Annotated in this window: 19 protein-coding genes; 15 read left to right on the plus strand and 4 right to left on the minus strand. The window is 39.0% G+C overall.

Annotated features, from left to right (window positions below; translation table 11 throughout):
* Window positions 1-6 precede the first annotated feature (6 nt).
* Window positions 7-885 (plus strand): agmatinase, encoded by an 879-nt coding sequence (gene speB, locus MJG50_RS12660; RefSeq protein ID WP_240256100.1) that lies wholly within the window; start codon window positions 7-9, stop codon window positions 883-885.
* Between the two features lie 53 nt (window positions 886-938).
* Here the strand turns inward: speB and modB are convergent, their stop codons facing one another.
* Window positions 939-1595 (minus strand): molybdate ABC transporter permease subunit, encoded by a 657-nt coding sequence (modB, locus tag MJG50_RS12665; RefSeq protein ID WP_240256101.1) that lies wholly within the window; start codon window positions 1593-1595, stop codon window positions 939-941.
* 4 nt (window positions 1596-1599) lie between these two features.
* Window positions 1600-2373, minus strand: coding sequence for a molybdate ABC transporter substrate-binding protein (gene modA / locus MJG50_RS12670; RefSeq protein ID WP_240256102.1), 774 nt, complete (start codon window positions 2371-2373; stop codon window positions 1600-1602).
* A gap of 120 nt (window positions 2374-2493) precedes the next feature.
* Between modA and MJG50_RS12675 the strand changes: the two genes are divergently transcribed.
* From MJG50_RS12675 to argS, 4 genes are all read left to right on the plus strand, one after another.
* Window positions 2494-3420, plus strand: coding sequence for a substrate-binding domain-containing protein (locus tag MJG50_RS12675; protein WP_240256103.1), 927 nt, complete (start codon window positions 2494-2496; stop codon window positions 3418-3420).
* A 100-nt stretch (window positions 3421-3520) separates the two neighbouring features.
* Window positions 3521-3895 (plus strand): cytochrome-c oxidase, encoded by a 375-nt coding sequence (locus tag MJG50_RS12680; RefSeq protein WP_240256104.1) that lies wholly within the window; start codon window positions 3521-3523, stop codon window positions 3893-3895.
* Window positions 3896-4252: 357 nt separating this feature from the next.
* A complete protein-coding gene (locus MJG50_RS12685; protein ID WP_240256105.1) occupies window positions 4253-4696 on the plus strand; it encodes a YwiB family protein in 444 nt (147 codons plus the stop codon).
* The gene (gene argS / locus MJG50_RS12690) at window positions 4693-6363 is read left to right on the plus strand and encodes an arginine--tRNA ligase (protein WP_240256106.1); all 1671 of its coding nucleotides are present in this window, start codon (window positions 4693-4695) and stop codon (window positions 6361-6363) included. Before MJG50_RS12685 ends, argS begins: the two co-directional genes overlap by 4 nt.
* 48 nt (window positions 6364-6411) lie before the next feature.
* On the opposite strand, the gene cls is transcribed toward argS, so the two are convergent.
* The gene (cls, locus tag MJG50_RS12695; protein WP_240256107.1) at window positions 6412-7614 is read right to left on the minus strand and encodes a cardiolipin synthase; all 1203 of its coding nucleotides are present in this window, start codon (window positions 7612-7614) and stop codon (window positions 6412-6414) included.
* Window positions 7615-7815: 201 nt separating this feature from the next.
* Here cls and MJG50_RS12700 point away from each other — a divergent pair, with 201 nt between their 5' ends.
* The 9 genes from MJG50_RS12700 to pyrG all read left to right on the plus strand — a co-directional run bounded on the left by MJG50_RS12700 (window position 7816) and on the right by pyrG (window position 21938).
* Window positions 7816-9936: a (Fe-S)-binding protein gene (locus MJG50_RS12700; RefSeq protein WP_240256108.1), complete on the plus strand. Its 2121-nt coding sequence runs from the start codon at window positions 7816-7818 to the stop codon at window positions 9934-9936.
* A 214-nt stretch (window positions 9937-10150) separates the two neighbouring features.
* The gene (locus tag MJG50_RS12705; protein WP_240256109.1) at window positions 10151-11332 is read left to right on the plus strand and encodes an acetyl-CoA C-acetyltransferase; all 1182 of its coding nucleotides are present in this window, start codon (window positions 10151-10153) and stop codon (window positions 11330-11332) included.
* Between the two features lie 101 nt (window positions 11333-11433).
* Window positions 11434-12288 (plus strand): 3-hydroxybutyryl-CoA dehydrogenase, encoded by an 855-nt coding sequence (locus MJG50_RS12710; RefSeq protein WP_240256110.1) that lies wholly within the window; start codon window positions 11434-11436, stop codon window positions 12286-12288.
* 69 nt (window positions 12289-12357) lie between these two features.
* Complete coding sequence (locus MJG50_RS12715) at window positions 12358-13491, plus strand: acyl-CoA dehydrogenase (protein ID WP_240256111.1); 1134 nt, start codon at window positions 12358-12360, stop codon at window positions 13489-13491.
* A gap of 459 nt (window positions 13492-13950) precedes the next feature.
* A complete protein-coding gene (locus MJG50_RS12720) occupies window positions 13951-15090 on the plus strand; it encodes an acyl-CoA dehydrogenase (protein WP_240256112.1) in 1140 nt (379 codons plus the stop codon).
* Between the two features lie 92 nt (window positions 15091-15182).
* Window positions 15183-15815: a TetR/AcrR family transcriptional regulator gene (locus MJG50_RS12725; protein WP_240256113.1), complete on the plus strand. Its 633-nt coding sequence runs from the start codon at window positions 15183-15185 to the stop codon at window positions 15813-15815.
* An 88-nt stretch (window positions 15816-15903) separates the two neighbouring features.
* Window positions 15904-19164: a fused isobutyryl-CoA mutase/GTPase IcmF gene (gene icmF, locus MJG50_RS12730; RefSeq protein WP_240256114.1), complete on the plus strand. Its 3261-nt coding sequence runs from the start codon at window positions 15904-15906 to the stop codon at window positions 19162-19164.
* 399 nt (window positions 19165-19563) lie between these two features.
* A complete protein-coding gene (gene rpoE, locus MJG50_RS12735; RefSeq protein WP_240256115.1) occupies window positions 19564-20118 on the plus strand; it encodes a DNA-directed RNA polymerase subunit delta in 555 nt (184 codons plus the stop codon).
* A 212-nt stretch (window positions 20119-20330) separates the two neighbouring features.
* Window positions 20331-21938 (plus strand): CTP synthase, encoded by a 1608-nt coding sequence (pyrG, locus tag MJG50_RS12740; RefSeq protein WP_240256116.1) that lies wholly within the window; start codon window positions 20331-20333, stop codon window positions 21936-21938.
* A gap of 48 nt (window positions 21939-21986) precedes the next feature.
* Here the strand turns inward: pyrG and MJG50_RS12745 are convergent, their stop codons facing one another.
* Window positions 21987-22520: a DUF2529 domain-containing protein gene (locus MJG50_RS12745; RefSeq protein ID WP_240256117.1), complete on the minus strand. Its 534-nt coding sequence runs from the start codon at window positions 22518-22520 to the stop codon at window positions 21987-21989.
* A 188-nt stretch (window positions 22521-22708) separates the two neighbouring features.
* Here MJG50_RS12745 and MJG50_RS12750 point away from each other — a divergent pair, with 188 nt between their 5' ends.
* Window positions 22709-23080: a response regulator gene (locus MJG50_RS12750; protein ID WP_240256118.1), complete on the plus strand. Its 372-nt coding sequence runs from the start codon at window positions 22709-22711 to the stop codon at window positions 23078-23080.
* Window positions 23081-23090: the final 10 nt, after the last annotated feature.

Consider the following 23090-nt stretch of genomic DNA (forward strand, 5'->3'; position numbering starts at 1 on the left):
ACGTGAATGAAATTTGATGAAGCCTATTCTGGAAATGTATTTATAAAAAGTCATCCTAGTTATGAAGAAAGTGAAGCTGTTATTTACGGAATGCCAATGGATTGGACGGTTAGCTTTCGTCCTGGTTCACGTTTTGGTCCATCAAGGATTCGTGAAGTGTCAATTGGTCTTGAGGAATACAGCCCATATCTTGATCGTGAACTAGATGAAGTGAAGTATTTTGATGCGGGTGATATACCATTACCGTTCGGAAACCCACAAAAAAGCTTGGATATGATTGAAGAGTATGTCGACCAGCTTTTAAATGCTGGTAAGTTTCCTCTAGGAATGGGTGGGGAGCATCTTGTTTCCTGGCCTGTGATGAAGGCAATGTATAAAAAATACCCAGATCTTGCGATTATTCATATGGATGCCCATACTGATTTGCGTGACCACTATGAGGGAGAGCCACTTTCACATTCAACCCCAATTAAGAAGGTCTGTGGGTTAATTGGGCCGCATAATGTGTACTCATTTGGAATTCGTTCGGGGATGAAGGAAGAATTCGAATGGGCGAAGGAAAAAGGCATGCATATTTCAAAGTTTGATGTCCTTGAGCCTTTGAAGGAAATCCTTCCGAAGCTTGCAGGCCGTCCTGTCTATGTCACCATTGACATCGATGTGCTAGATCCTGCACATGCACCAGGAACTGGAACGGTGGATGCTGGAGGAATTACATCAAAGGAATTATTAGCATCCATTCATGCCATCGCTAAATCAGACGTCAACGTGGTTGGCTGTGATCTAGTAGAGGTAGCACCAATCTATGACCCATCTGAGCAAACCGCGAACACTGCAAGTAAATTGATTCGTGAAATGATTTTGGGTTGGGTACAGAAGAAATAGATGATAATAAAAGGGGCCTTTCCACGGATTATACCGAGGGAAGGTTCCTTTAACTATTTCTTCGTTACATGCACTAGTAACAGCATCAAAAATGATATTCCTATCATTGCTGCAACCCATAACCACGCCATTTTCATATTGCCGGAATCAATTGCTAAATAGATGGCAATTGATGTGGTTTGTGTTTTGCCAGGAATATTTCCTGCAAACATAAGTGTTGCGCCAAATTCCCCTAAAGCTCTAGCAAAGCTCAATATTCCACCTGAAATAATAGATTTCAGCGCTAAAGGAATCGAAATAAAGGCGAATAATTTGAATCCACCAGCACCATCCACCTTTGCAGCATCCTCAATATCCTTATCAATGCTTTCAAATCCAGTCTTCGCGGACTGGTACATTAGTGGAAAAGCAACAACGGTTGAAGCAATGACCGCAGCCCACCAGGTAAACATAATCGGTTGCTGGAAAATCCATTCAACCCCTTGTCCGATAAAGCTATTCCGTCCAAAAATAATGATTAATAAAAATCCGACAACAGTCGGAGGTAGTACTAATGGTAATAGAAAAATAGTTTCGATGATTGACTTCCCTTTGAATGTTGCATGAGCCATAAATTTCCCCAAGATGAGCCCGAGGAGTAAAACGATTACACTAGCAATGGCTGCAATTTCAAGGGAAAGCTTGATCGGTGACCAAAAGTCGGCTGTCATTTGATTAATTCAGTCCTTTAAACCCATATGATTCTAATACTTGGATTGATTTTTCACCTTGAAGGTAGTCATAAAAAATCTGAGCTTCTTTCAGATGCTTGCTATCCTTAATGATTCCTAAAGGATAGATAATCGGTTCGTGTGTACCTTCACTGGCAGTTGCAATTATTTTAACATCTTTTGAAATCATTGCATCGGTTTTATAGACAATTCCTGCGTCTACGTTATTTGTTTCAACATAAGTAAGTACTTGACGAACATCCTTCGCAAATACAACTTTATCTTCGATGCCTTCCCAAAGCTTCAAACTACCTAATGCTTCCTTTGCGTATTTTCCGGCTGGAACCGTTTCAGGGGTACCAATCGCAATTTTATCAGTATGTATTAAATCCTCAAATGAATTAATTTTATTCGAATCTTTAGGTGTGATTAAAACAAGTTCATTTCCGACTAGATTGATTCCTTTATTTTTTTCAATGAAGCCATCCTCTACTAACTTTTCAAATTTATCCGTGGCTGCTGAGAAAAATAAATCAACCGGTGCACCTTGTGAAATTTGCTGTTGAAGTGTCCCAGAACCACCGAAGTTAAAGACTAATTTGATATTTGCGTTATCTTTTTCAAAGTCTGTCTTGATGTCTTCCAATGCATTCTCTAAACTAGCTGCAGCTGAAATTGTTAGTTCAACTGGTTTTGTTTGTTGCTCCCCTTGATCAGAACAGCCTGCAAAAATGACTAAAATAATTCCGAAAAGTAAAAGATTACATATCCTTTTCATGTTATCTACTCCTAATTATAATAAGTTATATCTAATTATAACTAGTTATAATTAGAATGAAAATGAAATAAGTCACTCATTTTAAATTTTTGAGTTAAAATATAAGGTGGAGGGATGAGTATGTCAACCGAGCTTTCTTATACAATTGAAGAGGTATCACAGCTATTGAAGGTATCGAAATTAACTGTTTATGATCTTGTTAAAAAAGGTGAGCTTCCTGTATTCCGCGTCGGGAGACAGATGAGGTTGGATGCCAAGGACTTGGATCATTATATACAGAAACAAAAGTCGAGTAAAATCATTGCTTCACCAGTCTTATCTAATGAACAACAAAGAACCCCCTCCCCAAATATTGTCATAAGTGGGCAAGATATCGTATTAGACATACTTGGGAAAAATATTGAGCAAATTTCAGCTTATAAAACATTACGTTCACATACTGGTAGCCTTAACAGCCTAATTGCGATGTACAATGGTGACTGTGATATTGTGAGTTTACATATGTTTGACGGTGACACAGGTGACTACAATCTACCCTTTGTTAAAAAGATTTTAGTTGGTCACCCATACATGTTGATCAATCTATTATCTAGGAATGCTGGGTTCTATGTTAAAAAAGGTAATCCCCTGAAGATTTTAAATTGGTCTGATATTGGCAAGAGGCAAGTTAGGTTCATTAATCGTGAAAAAGGATCTGGGGCACGGATTTTATTGGACGAACAACTTAGGATACACCAAATTCCCACCAAAAACATAGTAGGCTATGAACGGGAAGAGACGAGTCATTTAAGTGTAGCATCAGCTGTTTCTACAGGGGTGGCTGATGTAGGTGTAGGAATTGAAAAGGCAGCAAAAATAGTCGGAATTGATTTCATACCTCTAATAAAAGAACGATATGACCTTGTTATTTTAAAAACACCTAAAAATGAACAATTGATCCAGATTGTTAAGGAAATTTTGGTTTCTTCAGCATTCCAAAAAGAGATTTATTCTTTAGGTGATTATGATACTTCACAAACTGGTACGATTATTTTTGAAACGGATTAAAAAAGTGGAAATATTTTGAGTGCCTATGCCAATTCCCCCTTTCTCCTGAATATACTACTTTTGAAGTATAAGTAGTTATGAATAAAGGGGGAGTTTTAGCATGGGGGTTCGTTTGATTAAAATCTCAGTTGTCTATTTTTTAATTGGGGTTGGGTTAGGTATGTATATGTCAATGGCGCACAACTATACCCTGACTGGTGTTCATGTTCATATTAATCTACTAGGCTGGGCATCCATGGGGCTTGCAGGTATTTATTATCATTTATTTCCTCAAGCAGGTGAGTCGAAGATCGGAACGGCACATTTCTGGCTGCATAATATTGGGCTGCCGATTATGATGATTGGATTAGCAGCATTGGTGCTTGGAAATGCATCCTTTGAACCAGTTGTGGCGGTTGGAGGTACGATTACTACTCTTGGTATTATTCTTTTTGTTGTAAATATTTTAGTGAATGTGAAAAGTGTCGGGCGTTAATTTAGGGTAATGTGCTAATGCGCAAATATAGACAGTAAAGCGCATAAATCTTGGCTAACGTGCAAATCTTGTGTCTGATGTGCATAAGTCTGGGTTAACGCGCAAATCTCGTGATTAACGTGCATAAGTCTGAGGTAGCGAGCAAATAACAAGCTGAACGCGCATAAATCGGTTATAACATTCATATCACTGTTTTATCGTGCATATAATCAATATCCAATCGGGAGTGTTAATACAACTACCCGATTTTTTGTTATTACAGGTGAATCTCATGGTGAAAACCGCGATTCTATTGAAATTCAAGCAAAGAATCATTATACTATTGTAGTTATATTAGGTTCGCGAGGATGTGTACATATGAGTGCTTTTTCACAAAATGGAACGCCCATTCAAATAAAATTTGTTACTGAAATCAAGGATGGACTTCGAAAAGAGAATGTTGCTTTTGATACAAATGGTCTATACTACATAAAGGGAAGTAGTACATATTTGTCGTTTGAAGAACTACAAGAGGTTGGCCCGGTAAAGACCATTATTAAGATTACTGATTCAGATGTACTTATACTTCGTTCTGGTGCTGCAAAGATGAGGCAGTTATATCGGAAGAATGAAGAAATAATCGGTACCTTTCAAAACCAAATGGGTACATTTGAAATGACTACAAAAACGAATAATATTGAATACAAGTATTACAAAAACTCTCGTAAAGGGACGTTATTTTTATCATACGAACTATCACTTCAAGGTGAAAAGTCTGGACGTTATGCAATAAGTATTACATTTAAGGAGCGGGAAGAATGAATATAGTCGACCAAGTAAAAGAACGATTAAAAGAAGAAATAAAACAAGCAGTCTTAAAAGCTAACCTAGCAACAGAAGAACAAATTCCAGAGGCTGTACTAGAGTTGCCAAAGGATAAAGCACACGGGGATTATGCCACAAATATGGCAATGCAGTTAGCACGCGTTGCGAAAAAAGCACCACGAATGATTGCTGATGACATTGTTGCAAATTTTGATAAATCAAAGGCGTCCATCGAAAAAATTGAAATTGCTGGACCTGGATTTATTAATTTTTACATGAATAACTCCTATCTTACGGACTTAATTCCAACGATTTTACAAGCTGGAGAAGCGTATGGTGAAACAACCGTTGGCAATAAGCAAAAGGTTCAGGTGGAGTTTGTATCGGCGAACCCAACTGGTGATTTGCATTTAGGTCATGCTCGTGGGGCAGCTGTTGGTGACTCGCTATGCAATGTATTAGAAAAAGCGGGCTATGATGTATCTCGAGAATATTATATTAATGATGCCGGTAATCAGATTAATAATCTTGCATTATCAGTTGAAGCACGTTATTTCCAAGCTTTAGGCTTGGATAAGGAGATGCCTGCGGATGGCTACCATGGCCAGGATATCGTCGGGATTGGAAAAAAGCTTGCTGAAGAGTATGGCGATAAATATGTAAATGTGGATGAAAAAGAGCGTTTCGACTTTTTCCGCGAATATGGCTTGAAATATGAAATGGCAAAACTACAAAAGGATTTGGAAGAATTCCGAGTTGGTTTTGATGTGTGGTATTCTGAAACCTCACTTTATAAAAACGGGAAAATTGATGTTGCGTTAAATGCGTTACGTGAAAAAGGACATATTTTTGAGGAAGATGGAGCAACTTGGTTCCGTTCTACAGTCTTTGGCGATGACAAAGATCGTGTCTTAATTAAGAATGATGGATCATACACATATTTAACTCCTGATATTGCCTACCACCAAGATAAGCTTGAGCGTGGCTTTGAAAAGCTGATTAATATTTGGGGAGCAGACCATCACGGTTATATTCCACGGATGAAGGCAGCTATTCAAGCGCTTGGGTATGAAAAGGATACACTCGAAGTTGAAATCATTCAGCTTGTACACCTTTATAAAGATGGAGAAAAGATGAAGATGAGTAAGCGTACCGGAAAAGCCGTCACAATGCGTGACTTGATTGAAGAGGTAGGACTTGATGCTGTTCGTTATTTCTTTGCGATGAGAAGCTCTGATACTCATCTTGATTTCGATCTAGACTTAGCTGTATCAAAATCAAATGAAAATCCTGTGTATTATGCACAATATGCGCATGCACGAGTGTGTAGCATGCTGCGTTCAGGGGACGAAATGAATATTGCCCTAAACGGAGATTTTGCGTTAGAGCATGTTAGCTCGGAAAAGGAAATTGATCTTTTGAAAAAGCTCGGTGAATTCCCAGCGGCTGTGTCAGAAGCAGCTGAAAAACGAATTCCACATCGAATCACAAACTATATTAACGAACTTGCAGCTGCCCTTCACAGCTTCTACAATGCTGAAAAGGTATTGGATCAAGACAATCTAGAAAAAACAAAAGCACGTCTGGCATTAATGAAGGCAGTTCAAATTACTCTTCAAAATTCATTAAAATTAATTGGTGTATCCGCACCTGAGAAAATGTAACAAAAAGAGGCCTCCTACGATACAGTAGGGGGCCTCTTTTATACCACCCTATAAAAAAAGTGAAATCCAAGTGGCAATTTTTACTTTTACTCTGTGAAAGAACGTTTGGTCTGTAATCGTGGACATCGGCAATTTATTTGATTGGCGGAAGTCCTTCTCGACCTCTTCTCTAATATGCTGGATAAATTCTTTATCATGGATTATACAATTGAATTCATAATTGGCGAACATGCTTCGCTTGTCAAAGTTAGCAGTCCCGATGTCACTGACCTTATCATCAACTACAATCACTTTTGCATGGTAAAATCCGTTAAAGTACATGTAAAATTCCACGCCTTCCTTCATCAACTTTTCAAAGTAGGGGTAGGCCCCTTCTTTTACTAAAGGATGGTCAGGTTTTTTTGGTAATAGGACACGAACCTTTACATTCCTACGTGTTGCGGCAATAAGCTCCTCCATCAGTTCGTCACCAGGAATAAAATAGGGGGAACCTATGATGATTTCTTTTTCAGCGCTTCTTATTAAATCAATAAATTCCTCTTGTAGATAGGCTCCATTTGTCGGAATAAGGCGCAATTTAATTTTACCGGGATTAAGAGGTGGGGAATACCTTGTATTACGAGCGATTTCCTCCTTCGTGGCACTAGACCAGTCTTTTACAAACTGTGTTTGCAAGTCGGTGACACCTTCACCTACTATTTTCAAATGGTAATCACGCCAGAAGCCATACTTTGGATCCTTCCCTAAATATTCCTTTCCAACATTGAAACCACCAATATACCCGGTTTTTCCATCAATCACAGTGATTTTTCGATGATTTCTAGCATTTAATTTGTAAAACCAATATGGAAATCCTGGTTTGTTACTATAGGATAATTGAACACCAGAATCCTTAAGCTCCTTTTCCATCTCCTTTGTCACCATATGACTTCCTACCCAATCGAGCAGCAGTCGAACCTCAATCCCTTGCTTTGCTCTTTCGCTTAATAACGAGACGAGCTCATCACCGAATTTGTCATTTTCAAAAATATAAAATTGAATATGAATATGGTCTTTTGCTTGTTTGACATCCTCAAAAAAATCTGTAAAAAGCTCCTCACCTGTTGTGTACAGTGCCAGATCACTCAATCGGAACGGATAATCTGGATTTTCTACCTTTTTAAGATGACTTTTTCGACCGAGAGTGTAATCAAGACCAAGTAAGACAAATAAAATGAGTATAGTTGCAATCGTTCCAATGAAAATTTTCATTAAAAGTCACCTCCTAGTCTCGCGGTCTGCTTAGTTTACACGAACATAGGCTTGATTATTGATAGTTGGAAAAAAGAATGTTTTATAAAAATATTGACTGAATGCTCATTCATTATATAATGGAGATAAGAACTATAAAGTCAGAAAATTAATTTCTATCAAAATGTTTTTCATTTGGTCAGGGAGAAAGGGGTTCAACACATGGATATCTTATTAATCATCAACCTTCTTGCATTTATAAGTGTAACCGCTTACGCAATTTATCTCTTTATCTACTTAATAAAAACAAGAATCGCGTACATTAAGCTCGGTAAAAAGGTTGAATTTGATGGGAAAGTGAAAGAGCGATTAAATAAAATTTGGGTGAACGTATTTGGACAAAAGAAGCTCATGAAAGATAAAAAAAGTGGAGCCATCCATGTTATGTTTTTTTATGGCTTTCTACTCGTTCAATTTGGAGCTATCGATTTCATTTGGAAAGGTCTTAAACCTGGATCACACCTCCCGTTAGGTCCATTGTATCCAGCATTCACATTTTTCCAGGAAATCGTTACATTTGTTATTTTAGTAGCGGTTGTCTGGGCGTTCCACCGCCGTTATGTGGAAAAACTTGTACGATTAAAAAGAGGCTTTAAATCAGGTCTTGTCCTATTATTTATTGGCGGACTAATGGTTTCTGTACTAGTAGGAAATGGAATGGGAATCATTTGGCACGGTGAAGAGCTTACATGGTCAGAGCCAATCGCATCGTCTATTGCCTTTTTACTAGGTGGAATTAATGAAACAGTATCGATTGTAATCTTCTACATTGCATGGTGGATTCACTTAATTTTCTTATTATCATTCCTAGTATATGTTCCACAATCAAAGCACGCACACTTAATTGCTGGTCCTGCAAACGTGTTTTTAAATCGTACGACTAATCCTGGTAAGCTTGAAAAAATTGATTTTGAGGATGAAACACAAGAAACATATGGCGTTGGAAAGATTGAGGATTTCAAGCAACCACAATTAGTTGATTTATATGCTTGTGTAGAATGTGGTCGTTGTACGAATATGTGTCCGGCTACAGGAACGGGAAAAATGCTCTCACCGATGGATTTAATTTTAAAATTGCGTGATCATTTGACAGAAAAAGGGGCAGTTGTAACACAAAAAGCACCATGGGTACCAACGGTTGCATTTTCAAAGACAAAGGGTAATCAGCTTGCATGGGCTGCTGCTGGCCAGGGGGCAAATGAGTCTGCCGCAACCATTGAAGATTTATATAATCCTAGCTTAATAGGTGAAGTTATTACTGAAGAGGAGATTTGGGCTTGTACAACATGTCGTAACTGTGAAGACCAATGTCCTGTAATGAATGAACATGTTGATAAAATTATTGATTTGCGCCGTTATCTTGTTCTTACGGAAGGTAAAATGGATGCTGATGCTCAACGTGCGATGACAAATATTGAACGTCAAGGAAATCCATGGGGTCTTAATCGTAAGGAAAAAGAAAACTGGCGTGATGTACGTGATGATGTACATGTACCAACAGTTAAAGAAGCGAAAAAAGCAGGTGAAGAATTCGAGTATCTATTCTGGGTTGGTTCAATGGGTGCATTTGATAACCGAAGCCAAAAGATTGCACTATCATTCGCGAAGCTTATGAATGAAGCAGGTGTGAAATTTGCAATTCTAGGTAATAAAGAGAAAAACTCAGGTGACACCCCTCGCCGATTAGGAAATGAATTCTTATTCCAGGAGCTCGCAACAAATAATATTGCCGAGTTTGAAAAAGCTGAAGTGAAAAAGATCGTCACCATTGATCCGCATGCCTATAACATTTTCAAAAACGAATATCCTGATTTTGGACTTGAGGGTGTAGAAGTATTGCATCATACAGAGCTATTATATGACCTCGTCAATGAGGGCAAACTTGTTCCAAAATATGAGGTTAACGAAACGATTACATGGCATGACTCCTGTTATCTAGGAAGATATAACGATGTATATGATCCGCCACGTGAAATCTTAAATCGTATTCCTGGTGTGAAACTTGTTGAAATGGATCGAAACCGAGAAACAGGGATGTGCTGTGGAGCTGGTGGAGGACTTATGTGGATGGAAGAGGATACTGGAACACGTATTAACGTTGCCAGAACTGAACAGGCAATGGCTGTTAATCCAACGATAATTGGATCGGGATGCCCATATTGCTTAACAATGCTAAGTGATGGAACAAAAGCGAAAGAAGTTGAAGAGGAGATCGGCACATATGATATTGCTGAATTGCTTGAACGATCAGTTGTGGGCGAGAAAAAAGAGCTTGTCTCTTAAAGAGTAATATTGAAAAATTTAATAAAATGATTTTATTTTGAATATTGTTGAAGTAAAATAGAATTAATGATTAGTAGAAGTGGAGAGGTGTACATAGCGTACGCCTCCTTCTTACAAGTGAGATTGAGCGAGCGTTCAGTCGGACGAAATGTAAGCGGTTTCTAACGGATTTCAGGAACCATTGTGGATATCTAAATATCGAGGGGGTTTAGTAATGGGGAAAACTGTCATAGTGAGTGCTGTACGTACTCCGTTTGGAAAATTAGGTGGGGGTCTTAGCTCGTTAACAGCATCTGAGCTTGGTGGTATTGCGATAAAAGAGGCGTTGAAGCGGGCAAGTATTGATGGTGTGGATGTGGATGAGGTCATCTTTGGCTCAGTGTTACAGGGAGGTCAAGGTCAAATCCCGTCTAGGCAAGCTGCTAGAAATGCGGGTCTTCCTTGGGAAGTGAAAACAGAAACCATTAATAAAGTATGTGCTTCAGGTCTTCGCAGTGTAACTCTTGCAGATCAAATCATACGATCTGGAGATGAAGAAGTCATTGTTGCAGGTGGGATGGAGTCAATGAGTAATGCCCCTTACTTTCTCCCAAAAGCACGCTTTGGCTTACGAATGGGTGATGCGAGTGTGAAGGACTTAATGGTTCATGACGGATTAACGTGTAGCTTCCAAGGCGTTCATATGGGAACGTACGGAAATGAAGTTGCAGAGGAGTTTAAGATTAGTCGTGAAGAGCAAGACGAATGGTCAATACGTAGTCACAAGCGCGCCATCGCTGCAATAGAGGATGGGAAGTTTGCAGAAGAAATTATTGGGGTAGAAATTCGTGGGAGAAGGGGCGAAGTTACTGTCGTTGACCGGGACGAAGCACCACGAAAGGATACAACAATTGAAAAGCTTGCGAAACTTCCGTCAGTTTTTAACGAAGAGGGTACGATTACCGCTGGTAATGCACCTGGAATTAATGATGGAGCAGGAGCACTTGTGTTAATGAGTGAAGAACGTGCGTTACGTGAGGGGAAACAACCGATTGCAACAATTGTGGGGCATGCAGCGATTGCAGTAGAGGCAAAGGATTTTCCTAAAACCCCAGGACTGGTGATAAATGAACTTCTAAAGAAAACAGGAAAATCCCTAGAAGAAATTGATTTGTTTGAGATTAATGAGGCTTTTGCAGCAGTGGCATTAACAAGTGGGAAGATTGCATCTTTAGATCCAGAAAAGGTTAATGTGAACGGAGGCGCGGTTGCACTAGGACACCCAATTGGAGCAAGTGGTGCACGTATCATTATCACTCTCATACATGAGTTAAAAAGACGTGGCGGAGGCATTGGAATTGCTGCAATTTGCAGTGGAGGCGGCCAAGGCGACGCAATCATGGTGCATGTTGAATGATAGTGTAATCAGCAGGCTTCAACATGGATCGTGTGGATGCAGTGGTGCATAAAGTATAAATTTGCACCATTGCAGTTCTAATTTCAGAGGAGGTTATATTCATGAACGTAAAAAAGGTTATGGTTATTGGTGCAGGACAAATGGGCTCTGGGATTGCACAGGTTTGTGCGATGGCAGGCTATGATGTCATTTTGCATGATATGAAACAAGAGTTCCTAGATCGAGGTATAGGCATTATTACTAAAAACCTCTCACGTCAAGTAGAAAAAGGGCGTATAACTGAAGTAGAAATGACAACAATTTTAAGCAGAATCTCACAATCTCTTGACCTTCAAAATGCGAGTAGTGTCGATCTAGTCATTGAAGCGGCTGTTGAAAACATGGAGATCAAGACAAAATTATTTGCACAACTAGATGAAATTGCACCTCAGGACACCATTTTAGCAACAAATACATCCTCTCTTCCGATTACTGAAATTGCGGCCGCAACAAAGCGTCCAGAAAAAGTAATTGGAATGCATTTTATGAATCCAGTTCCAGTTATGAAATTAGTTGAAATCATTCGTGGTTTAGCGACGGCGGATGAAGTGTATCAAACAATTGAAGAATTGACAAAAACATTAAACAAGGTCCCGGTTGAAGTTAACGACTTTCCTGGCTTTGTTTCAAATCGAATTTTAATGCCGATGATCAATGAAGCAATCTACACCCTATACGAAGGAGTGGCAACGAAGGAAGCGATTGATGAGGTGATGAAGCTCGGGATGAATCACCCGATGGGACCACTTACTTTAGCTGACTTTATCGGCCTTGATACATGTCTATACATTATGGAAACACTACACGAGGGCTTTGGTGATGACAAATACAGACCATGTCCATTACTTCGAAAATATGTAAAAGCAGGCTGGTTGGGTAAAAAGTCAGGCCGTGGATTTTACACTTACGAAAGGTAGGGAAAATGAATGACTACTTTAGTAAAAAATCCTCTTCATCAAGGATCTTCGATTATGGAGGGCAGCAGCATGAATTTTCACTTTACAGAAGAGCAACAAATGATGCGGAAAATGGTTCGAGATTTTGCGCAGGCCAAAATTGCACCATTTGTGGAGAAAATGGAAAAGGGAGAATTCCCAAGAGAAATCCTTAGCAAAATGGGAGAACTTGGCTTAATGGGAATCACTACTCCTGAAATATATGGTGGCTCTGAAATGGATTTTACATCGTACATCATAGCCATTAATGAGTTATCAAAGGTAAGCGCAACAATTGGCGTTATTTTATCGGTGCATACCTCAGTTGGAACAAATCCGATATTAACATTTGGAACAGAAGACCAAAAACAAAAATATGTAACAAAGCTAGCAAGTGGAGAATATCTCGGTGCATTTTGTTTAACAGAGCCAAGTGCAGGCTCTGATGCAGGTAGCTTAAAAACGAAAGCTATTAAAAAAGGCGATCACTATCTTTTAAACGGTTCTAAGGTTTTCATTACCAATGGTGGTGAAGCAGATGTATACATTGTCTTTGCACGTACAAATCCAGCTGAAACTGGAAGCAAAGGTATATCAGCCTTTATCGTTGAAAAAAACACACCAGGTTTTGTAATCGGGAAAGATGAGCATAAAATGGGGCTTCACGGCTCAAGGACAGTTCAAATCACATTTGAGGATGCAGTCATTCCAGCTGAGAATCTACTTGGTGAAGAAGGAAAAGGCTTCGCAGTTGCGATGGCTAATCTTGAGGTTGGCCGTATAGGAATTGCGGCACAGGCACTTGGGATTGCTGAAGCGGCGCTAGAGCATGCGGTTGAGTATTCGAAAGGAAGAATTCAATTTGGAAAACCAATAGCTGCTCAACAAGGTGTTGGATTTAAACTTGCAGACATGGCAACAAATGTAGAAGCAGCAAGATTACTAGTATACCGGGCTGCATTTTTACGGGAAAACAAGCTACCTTGTGGGAAAGAAGCATCGATGGCCAAGCTACTAGCCTCAAAAACAGCAGTTGAAACTGCGATAGAAGCCGTTCAAGTGTATGGCGGATACGGATATACGAAGGATTATCCAGTCGAGCGCTTCTTCCGCGATGCGAAAATTTGCGAAATATACGAAGGCACTAGTGAAATTCAAAGGATTGTCATTAGTAAGCACTTATAAAAGTGGTAATTGATTAGAAAAGTCGTCTAATGAGTATAATCTTGATTTTTTTACGTTAATTTAAGCTAGCAAGCTATGGGGAATGCACGATTTTTCGATTATATGCACGATATGGATGATATATGCGCGTTATCCAAAATATATGCACGATAGCCTTGGCGTGGGTACTTATATGCACGATAATTCGGAAATATGCGCATTAATTATCTGATATGCATGATAACCAAAATATATGCACATTAAAACCGAGATTTGTACGTTACTCTGATTAAATGCACGATGCATGAAATATATGCACATTACGTAGAAACTACCGAAAAATTTAATTAATAAAAGGCCAGATAGTTATCGAGCTCGGGATATGCGCGTTACTTTGGATATAAGCACGATACACAAGACAAACGCACGTTACGCAAAAAACCTACTAATCTATCAAATAAAAAAGCGAGGGAACCAACAATGAATTTTAAATTATCAGAAGAACATGAAATGATACGTAAAATGGTCCGTGACTTTGCAAAAAATGAGGTAGCACCAACAGCCGCTGAGCGTGATGAAGAAGAACGCTTTGATCGTGAAATTTTCGATAAAATGGCAGAACTAGGTTTAACAGGTATTCCATGGCCAGAAGAGTACGGAGGAATCGGCAGTGATTACTTAGCATATTGTATCGCGGTTGAAGAGCTTTCAAGAGTATGTGCATCAACAGGAGTTACCCTTTCAGCCCATACTTCATTAGCTGGCTGGCCAATCTTCAAATTCGGAAATGAAGAGCAGAAGCAAAAATACTTACGACCAATGGCAGAAGGGTCGAAAATTGGCGGATATGGTTTAACAGAACCAGGATCTGGTTCAGATGCTGGTGGTATGAGAACAACAGCAAAGCTTGATGGTGACCATTACATCCTAAATGGCTCAAAAATCTTTATTACAAACGGTGGCATCGCTGATATTTATGTTGTGTTTGCCTTAACTGACCCAACTTCTAAGCATAAAGGAACAAGTGCATTCATCGTAGAAAGCGACTTCCCAGGCTTTTCGGTAGGGAAAAAAGAGAAAAAACTAGGAATTCGTTCATCCCCAACAACTGAAATTATTTTTGAAGACTGCCGCGTGCCAAAGGAAAATCTACTTGGAGAAGAAGGAGAAGGCTTCAAAATAGCAATGATGACGTTAGATGGTGGACGTAACGGAATTGCAGCACAAGCAGTTGGAATCGCACAAGGTGCATTAGATGCTGCGGTTGATTATGCGAAGGAACGTGTACAATTTGGGAAACCAATTGCAGCCCAGCAAGGCGTTGGTTTCAAGCTAGCTGATATGGCAACAAGTGTTGAAGCAGCTCGTCTGTTGACCTATCAAGCAGCATGGTTGGAATCAGAAGGTCTTCCATACGGAAAAGAATCAGCAATGTCCAAATTATTTGCGGGAGATACTGCGATGAAGGTGACAACCGAGGCTGTTCAAGTCTTCGGGGGCTATGGATATACAAAGGACTATCCAGTTGAACGCTACATGCGCGATGCGAAAATCACCCAGATTTACGAGGGGACACAGGAAATTCAACGACTTGTCATATCCAGAATGCTTACAAAATAAGATAAGTGAATGTTGCGTGTCAAACCCATAACATATTCGACAACACTCGGGTGGGGTGACACAGCACCTTCCAAACAGGTGGTGATAGCAATATGTCAAAAAATGAAGTACCTGCTTCAGTTAAAGATGAAAAGCTCATTAAGAAACGCCGTGATCAAATGATTAAGGGGGCAGTTACCCTATTTATTGAGAAGGGCTTTCATCGAACGACAACGCGAGAAATTGCCAAGGCGTCTGGCTTCAGCATTGGGACTTTATATGAATATATTCGTAAAAAGGAAGATGTTCTTTACTTAGTTGTTGACAGTATTTACGACCAGGTTCGAGAGCGACTTCAAATTGCGATAGATATGAGTGAAGGTAGCATAGATGGTCTGAAGCTTGCCATTGCATCCTATTTTCGAGTGATGGATGACATGCAGGACGAGGTTCTTGTTATGTATCAGGAAGCAAAGTCATTATCTAAGGATGCACTTCCATATGTATTGAAAAAGGAATTTGAAATGGTAGGTATGTTTGAAAAGGTAATCAGAAGCTGTGTGAAGAATGGGGAAATTACCTTGCCGAACAAACAAATCGAATTAGTGGCTCACAATATTTTTGTTCAAGGACAAATGTGGGGATTCCGCAGATGGGCCATGCGTAAAGTTTGCACATTAGAGGAATATATCGACATGCAGACTGAGCTTATATTAAAGGGCATGAGACAAAAGTTAACACCATAATTAGGAAAAAGTTCAGACCCATTTTCCACCAGTGAATAAAGTGATAAAAGGGACTCGAACTACGATCCAGAAGATTGGGGGAGAAGGCATGAGTACGGTTGAAATTTATCGTCCTAAAAATCATTTGCGTTTTGTGACAGCTTCAAGTTTATTTGATGGGCATGATGCGTCAATTAATATTATGAGGCGTATTATTCAGGCAAGTGGAGCTGAAGTCATTCATCTTGGCCATAATCGATCGGTAGAGGAGGTCGTGAATGCGGCGATTCAAGAGGATGTCCAAGGAATCGCGATTTCCTCCTATCAAGGTGGACATGTTGAATATTTTAAGTATATGTATGATTTATTAAAAGAACGTGGTGCTAGCCATATCCGTGTTTATGGCGGTGGTGGCGGGGTTATCGTCCCTCGTGAAATAAAAGAGCTCCAGGAATATGGGATTGCTGGGATTTTTTCACCAGAAGATGGAAGAAAATTAGGTCTTCAAGGCATGATTAATAAAATGCTTGAGGAATGTGATGTTTTACTAGCAAATGAACCAACAAATGAAATAGAACTACTCGAGCGGGGTGACTACCAAGCTGTTGCAAGATTAATCACAATTGCTGAGAACCACGTGAGCACTGATGGAGAAATTGCAGCTGCCACAGAATCTGTCCTTCAGCAAGTGAAGAAGTTAGAGAAGAATGTACCAGTTGTCGGTATTACCGGTACAGGTGGAGCGGGTAAAAGTTCATTGACGGATGAACTCATTCGCCGTTTTTTAAACGAAATTCCTGAGAAAAAGGTAGCGATTCTATCTGTTGACCCAACAAAACAAAAAACAGGTGGGGCTCTTCTTGGTGACCGAATTCGGATGAATGCAATCTTTTCACCGAGAGTGTATATGCGAAGCTTGGCAACTCGTAAGTCAAAGTCTGAACTCTCACTTGCAATCAAGGATGCAATTGCTGTCGTGAAGGCTGCTGGCTTTGACCTTGTCATCGTTGAAACAAGTGGAATCGGCCAAGGAGATGCGGAGATTACAGAGGTTTGTGATCTTTCAATGTACGTGATGACGAGCGAATTTGGTGCCCCTTCCCAGCTTGAAAAAATTGATATGATTGATTATGCAGACTTAATTGTCATTAATAAATTTGAGCGCAAAGGCTCTGAAGACGCAAGGCGTCAAGTGCAAAAGCAGTATCAGCGAAGCCACCTTCTTTTTGAAAAGGATATAACAGAAATGCCGGTATTTGGTACAATTGCTAGTCAATTTAATGATCCGGGAACTAATACATTATTCGCCACACTTATCGAACTTATTAATGAAAAGACAGGCTATAACTGGACAACAACATTTGAAAAAACAACAGATATACAAAAGCAAAATGTCATTATTCCAAATGATCGCCGATATTATTTACGTGAAATTTCTGAAACCGTGAGAGGTTATCACAAAAAGGCCGAGCAGCAAGTTGAGTTTGCGCGGAAGCTCTTCCAAATTACAGGTACAATTGAAAGTGTTCAGGAGCTCGGTAACGATGAAGTTGTTGCTTCACTTGAAGCACTTAAAAAAGTATATGAAGCGAAGCTAACAGCGGAATCAAAACATATTCTCGACACATGGGATGCACTTAAAGAAAAATATTCAGCTGAACAATTTATCACAAAAGTTCGTGATAAGGAAATCATTACAATTTTAAAAACAAAGAGTCTTTCAGGACTTGCGATTCCAAAGGTGGCATTACCGAAATTCAAGGACTTCGGTGAAATCCTCCGTTGGGTGTACAGAGAAAATGTTCCTGGTGCTTTTCCTTATACCGCTGGAGTTTTCCCTTTTAAACGTGAAGGTGAAGATCCGAAACGTCAATTTGCTGGTGAAGGAACACCTGAGAGAACAAACCGCCGCTTCCATTATCTATCCAAGGATGATGATGCGAAGCGTTTGAGTACAGCATTTGATTCAGTAACCTTATACGGTGAGGACCCAGCATACCGTCCAGATATTTACGGAAAAGTTGGTGAGAGTGGGGTAAGTATTTGTACGTTAGATGATATGAAAAAGCTTTACGCGGGATTTGACCTTTGTGCACCGTCGACATCCGTATCGATGACAATCAACGGTCCAGCACCAATCATTTTAGCGATGTTCATGAATACTGCGATTAGCCAGCAAATTGAAAAACGAGAGCATAAACTTGGCCGCATATTAACAGTTGAGGAATTCCAAGAGGTTAAGGCATTAACCCTTCAAACTGTACGAGGAACGGTTCAAGCGGATATTTTAAAAGAGGACCAGGGACAAAATACATGTATTTTCTCAACTGAATTTGCTCTAAGAATGATGGGGGATATTCAGGAATACTTTATCGAGAATAAAGTCCGAAACTATTATTCTGTCTCGATTTCTGGTTATCATATCGCTGAAGCGGGAGCAAACCCAATTTCACAGCTTGCCTTTACATTATCAAATGGGTTCACTTATGTTGAGTACTATTTAAGTCGTGGTATGAATATTGATGATTTTGCCCCAAATCTATCATTCTTCTTCAGTAATGGACTTGATCCGGAGTACACAGTAATTGGGCGTGTGGCGCGCCGTATTTGGGCGACGGTTATGAGAGAAAAATATGGTGCAAATGAGCGTAGTCAAAAATTAAAGTATCATGTGCAAACGTCAGGTCGTTCTCTACATGCGCAAGAGATTGACTTTAATGATATTAGAACAACGCTTCAAGCATTAATGGCATTGCACGATAACTGTAATTCGCTTCACACGAATGCATATGATGAGGCAATCACGACTCCTACAGAGGAATCGGTAAGACGTGCAATGGCGATTCAAATGATTATTACAAAAGAACATGGATTAACAAAAAATGAAAATCCATTACAAGGTGCATTCATTATTGAAGAACTGACAGATCTTGTTGAAGAAGCTGTACTTCAAGAGTTTGAGCGTATCAATGATCGTGGTGGTGTTCTCGGGGCAATGGAAACCCAATACCAACGTGGTAAAATACAAGATGAATCGATGCACTATGAGATGAAAAAGCATACTGGTGAACTTCCAATCATCGGGGTGAATACGTATTTGAATCCAAATCCACCTTCTGATGAGGAAATGGATAATATTGAATTAGCGCGTGCAACGAAGGAAGAGAAGGAGTTGCAAATTAATAATCTAAAACATTTCCAAGATCGAAATCAAGCGGCATTAGACGAAGCATTAGCAAAATTAAAACAGGTTGCAGTTGATAACGGCAATATTTTTGCAGAACTGATGAAAGCAGTGCAGGTAGCAAGTCTCGGACAAATTACGCAAGCCCTTTACGAGGTTGGTGGACAATACCGTCGAAATATGTAAAATAATGTTAAACGGTGTAGGGCTGAGTTAATTATTTGCTCAGCCCTAAAAAAATCTCACCAAACCTGATTAACCACTAGCATAAAGTAATTGCATTTGTTTATAATGAATGGTATGTATTATTCTAGAAGTAAATCCAATTGTTAGAATTCAGGAAATTGGCTTGTGTCAATTTCTATTTACATTGGATTCCAATAATATATATTCAATTGAGGAATTTAAAAATCGAGTTCAAAAAGGAGGATAAAAAGAGCGGAGAAGGTCGAGGCGGCGAAGATTCGAGCAGCGGAATGTATGGTGTTAATACATGAGCAGCGAAGAAGCGAGCCAACGAAGAGATTCGACAGCTATTTTTACCGGACTTTTTGAACAACCTCTACATAGAAAGGGAGTGCCTTGATGAGTCTAGACCAATACTCACCAGAGCAAATTAAAGAAATGTCAATGCTTGAAGTAGGATATGAGCTCTTTTTAACAAAAAAAGATGCAATCGCATTTCAAGATCTTGTTGATGAAATCGCAAAAATATTAAATCTTTCAAAAGAACAAGTAACTTCTAAAATCGCCCAGTTTTATACAGACTTAAACGTTGATGGTCGTTTTATTACATTAGGAGAAAACCGTTGGGGATTACGTACATGGTATCCATACGAGCAAATTGATGAAGAAGTCATCGCACCGGTTAAACCTAAAAAGAAAAAGGCTAAAAAGAAGAAGGAAGATGACATCGTTGATTTTGATGAAATTGATGAAGATGATTTAGAATATGATGATCTAGATGAACTAGATGATGATGACATAGATGATGTTGATGACGAAGAAGAAGATGAGGATTTTGACGAAATAGATGAAGAAGAGGACGAAGAAGACTTCGAAGATGAGGAACTTCTTGAAGATGATTATGACCTTGATGATGATGAAGAATTAGAAGATGAAGAAGAGGACGAAGTGTAATATCTTCATCAAGGATGAAGTGCATTATCTTCATCTTGACTTTTATGACCGAAGTAGGTAGAATCATTTTTGGGCTCTTTAAAATAGAGTAGCTAACGAAAACATTTACATGTTTCGCTCCCTTACATTATGTAAAGGGAGCTTTTTTTATTTATTTTTTACTATTTTTGAGCAAACTTTAACTATTATCTAGAACTGGGGGAATTAACAACATGACAAAATACATTTTCGTCACAGGTGGAGTTGTATCATCATTAGGAAAAGGGATTACTGCCGCATCATTGGGTAGACTGCTTAAAAACAGAGGAATGAATGTATTCATTCAAAAATTTGACCCATATATTAATGTGGATCCAGGAACAATGAGCCCATATCAGCATGGTGAAGTTTTTGTTACTGATGATGGTGCTGAAACAGACCTTGATCTTGGTCATTATGAGAGATTTGTTGATATTAACCTTAACAAGTACAGCAACGTTACAACTGGAAAAATTTATTCCACTGTTTTGAAAAAAGAAAGACGTGGAGATTACCTTGGTGCGACCGTTCAAGTAATCCCTCATATTACAAATGAAATTAAAGAACGTGTCTTCCGTGCAGGACGTGAAACGAATGCAGATGTGGTCATTACTGAAATTGGTGGAACAGTTGGGGATATTGAATCATTGCCATTCTTAGAGGCAATTCGTCAAATTAAAAGTGATGTTGGACGCGAAAATGTCATGTATATCCACTGTACACTTGTTCCATTTATTAAAGCGGCGGGTGAAATGAAGACAAAGCCGACACAACATAGTGTAAAAGAGCTTCGTAGTCTTGGTATCCAGCCAAATGTCATTGTACTTCGTACAGAAATGCCAATTTCACAAGATATGAAGGATAAAATTGCGCTTTTCTGTGATATTGATGCGAAAGCAGTGATTGAATGTCGCGATGCAGAAACACTCTATTCAATCCCATTGGCACTTCAAGAGCAAAAGCTTGATCAAATTGCATGTGATCACTTAAAGTTACCTTGCGAAGAAGCAGATATGACAGATTGGATCCAATTAGTTGATAAGGTTACCCACCTTTCAAAAACAGCAAATATTGCTTTAGTTGGTAAATACGTGGAGCTTCAAGATGCGTATCTATCTGTTGTAGAGGCACTTAAGCATGCGGGTTATGCGTTTGATGCAGATATGTCAATTAGTTGGATTAACTCTGAAGACATTACAGCAGAAAATGCCGCTGGAATTTTAGCGGGAGTAGATGGGATCATTGTTCCTGGTGGATTCGGTGACCGTGGAATCGAAGGTAAAATTGCAACGATGACATATGCAAGAGAAAACAAAATACCTTTATTCGGTATCTGTCTTGGCATGCAATTAGCATCAGTTGAATTTGCAAGAAATGTTCTAGGGCTTAAGGGTGCTCATTCAGCAGAGATTTATCCAGAAACACCACATCCAATTATTGACCTTTTACCAGAGCAAAAGGATATTGAGGATTTAGGTGGTACATTACGACTTGGTCTATATCCATGTAAAATAATAGAAGGTACAAAGGCATATGAAGCATATAATGATGAAGTCGTATACGAGCGTCATCGTCACCGCTACGAATTTAACAACCATTATCGTCAAGCGATGGAAGAGGCTGGCTTTATTTTCTCAGGTACAAGCCCAGATGGGCGTCTAGTGGAGATTATTGAGCTTAAAGACCACCCTTGGTTTTTAGCGTCTCAATTCCATCCAGAATTCAAATCTAGACCAAATCGTCCACAACCACTCTTTAAAGAATTTATTCGTGCATCACTTGTGTATGGGCAGAAATTATAAAGATATAATGAAAAGGCCTTGTAGAATACAATCTACAAGGCCTTTATATTATTCAAATTCCGCAATCATTTCTTTTATTGTAAAAGCAAGTCCATAATAAGCGTATAATGCAGTCATGACACTTGGGAAGCCGAAACGCGTACCATCCTCATTTGGTAAAAGCGGCTTTGTTAGTTTGCTATCAATATGAATATCGACAATGTTATCGAGGGACTGGGCATCCTCATCTTTTTTTACCGCCGAAATCCCTACTGTTTGAATCCCTTTTTTATGTAAAGAATCCGCGAGCATAATTGCCTCATTATCTGTCGAGAAACGAGAAATGAGTAATACTCGGTCAAGATCAGTTACCTCAGCCATATCACCATTGAAAAACAAAGGCTTTGCTGCAGCCAATGGTTCGGCACCATGTAACGCTTCGGCCGTAATTGCACTCATTTCAGATATACCATGTACATAGATTTTTCCACCACTAATAACTGCTTGAGCAAGTATTCTAGCACCATCCTCAATACTTAACTCTTCTTGTTCCATGATCTTTTTAAATTGTCCTTGAAGCTGTGTAGTAAATATTTTCATCATTTTTGAGTGACTCCTTTTGTCATAGATCTAATAATAAATCTATTATATCGTTCTTGCATAAAAATATTAAATTTCCAATATCTAGCCATTATTTTTAATATAATAGCAGGAGAATTCAATATATAAGTAGAATAAAACTGTTATACATAACAATATACGTAAAAACAAATTCATAAGGGGTGTAGAGAATGTCAGAAAAAATATTAATTGTTGACGATCAATATGGAATAAGAATACTGCTAAATGAAGTGTTTCAAAAAGAAGGTTATAAAACATTCCAGGCAGCTAACGGAGTTCAAGCAATCGATATTGTAAACAAGCATTCTCCAGATTTAGTACTGCTAGATATGAAAATCCCAGGTATGGATGGTATTGAAATTTTAAAAAGATTAAAGAAAATAGATAAGAATATTCAAGTGATTATTATGACTGCTTACGGTGAATTAGATATGATCCAAGAAGCGAAAGAATTAGGAGCTATTACTCATTTTGCTAAGCCGTTTGATATAGACGAAATCCGTGAAGCGGTGCGAAGTCATATACCGACAAAATCGGAATAAAGTATGGTTG

The sequence above is a fragment of the Fredinandcohnia quinoae genome, from assembly GCF_022427965.1.
GTDB classification, from domain to species: Bacteria; Bacillota; Bacilli; order Bacillales; family Bacillaceae_L; genus Ferdinandcohnia; species Ferdinandcohnia quinoae.

Excerpts from the sequence above, each read along its gene's own strand:
- rpoE (WP_240256115.1), top strand. The coding sequence starts at position 19,564 with ATGAGTCTAGACCAATACTCACCAGAGCAAATTAAAGAAATGTCAATG.
- MJG50_RS12680 (WP_240256104.1), top strand. The coding sequence starts at position 3,521 with ATGGGGGTTCGTTTGATTAAAATCTCAGTTGTCTATTTTTTAATTGGG.
- modB (WP_240256101.1), bottom strand. The coding sequence starts at position 1,595 with ATGACAGCCGACTTTTGGTCACCGATCAAGCTTTCCCTTGAAATTGCA.
- icmF (WP_240256114.1), top strand. The coding sequence starts at position 15,904 with ATGAGTACGGTTGAAATTTATCGTCCTAAAAATCATTTGCGTTTTGTG.
- MJG50_RS12700 (WP_240256108.1), top strand. The coding sequence starts at position 7,816 with ATGGATATCTTATTAATCATCAACCTTCTTGCATTTATAAGTGTAACC.
- MJG50_RS12685 (WP_240256105.1), top strand. The coding sequence starts at position 4,253 with ATGAGTGCTTTTTCACAAAATGGAACGCCCATTCAAATAAAATTTGTT.
- MJG50_RS12725 (WP_240256113.1), top strand. The coding sequence starts at position 15,183 with ATGTCAAAAAATGAAGTACCTGCTTCAGTTAAAGATGAAAAGCTCATT.
- argS (WP_240256106.1), top strand. The coding sequence starts at position 4,693 with ATGAATATAGTCGACCAAGTAAAAGAACGATTAAAAGAAGAAATAAAA.
- MJG50_RS12710 (WP_240256110.1), top strand. The coding sequence starts at position 11,434 with ATGAACGTAAAAAAGGTTATGGTTATTGGTGCAGGACAAATGGGCTCT.
- MJG50_RS12750 (WP_240256118.1), top strand. The coding sequence starts at position 22,709 with ATGTCAGAAAAAATATTAATTGTTGACGATCAATATGGAATAAGAATA.
- MJG50_RS12705 (WP_240256109.1), top strand. The coding sequence starts at position 10,151 with ATGGGGAAAACTGTCATAGTGAGTGCTGTACGTACTCCGTTTGGAAAA.
- MJG50_RS12675 (WP_240256103.1), top strand. The coding sequence starts at position 2,494 with ATGTCAACCGAGCTTTCTTATACAATTGAAGAGGTATCACAGCTATTG.
- MJG50_RS12720 (WP_240256112.1), top strand. The coding sequence starts at position 13,951 with ATGAATTTTAAATTATCAGAAGAACATGAAATGATACGTAAAATGGTC.
- MJG50_RS12745 (WP_240256117.1), bottom strand. The coding sequence starts at position 22,520 with ATGATGAAAATATTTACTACACAGCTTCAAGGACAATTTAAAAAGATC.
- cls (WP_240256107.1), bottom strand. The coding sequence starts at position 7,614 with ATGAAAATTTTCATTGGAACGATTGCAACTATACTCATTTTATTTGTC.
- modA (WP_240256102.1), bottom strand. The coding sequence starts at position 2,373 with ATGAAAAGGATATGTAATCTTTTACTTTTCGGAATTATTTTAGTCATT.
- speB (WP_240256100.1), top strand. The coding sequence starts at position 7 with ATGAAATTTGATGAAGCCTATTCTGGAAATGTATTTATAAAAAGTCAT.
- MJG50_RS12715 (WP_240256111.1), top strand. The coding sequence starts at position 12,358 with ATGAATTTTCACTTTACAGAAGAGCAACAAATGATGCGGAAAATGGTT.
- pyrG (WP_240256116.1), top strand. The coding sequence starts at position 20,331 with ATGACAAAATACATTTTCGTCACAGGTGGAGTTGTATCATCATTAGGA.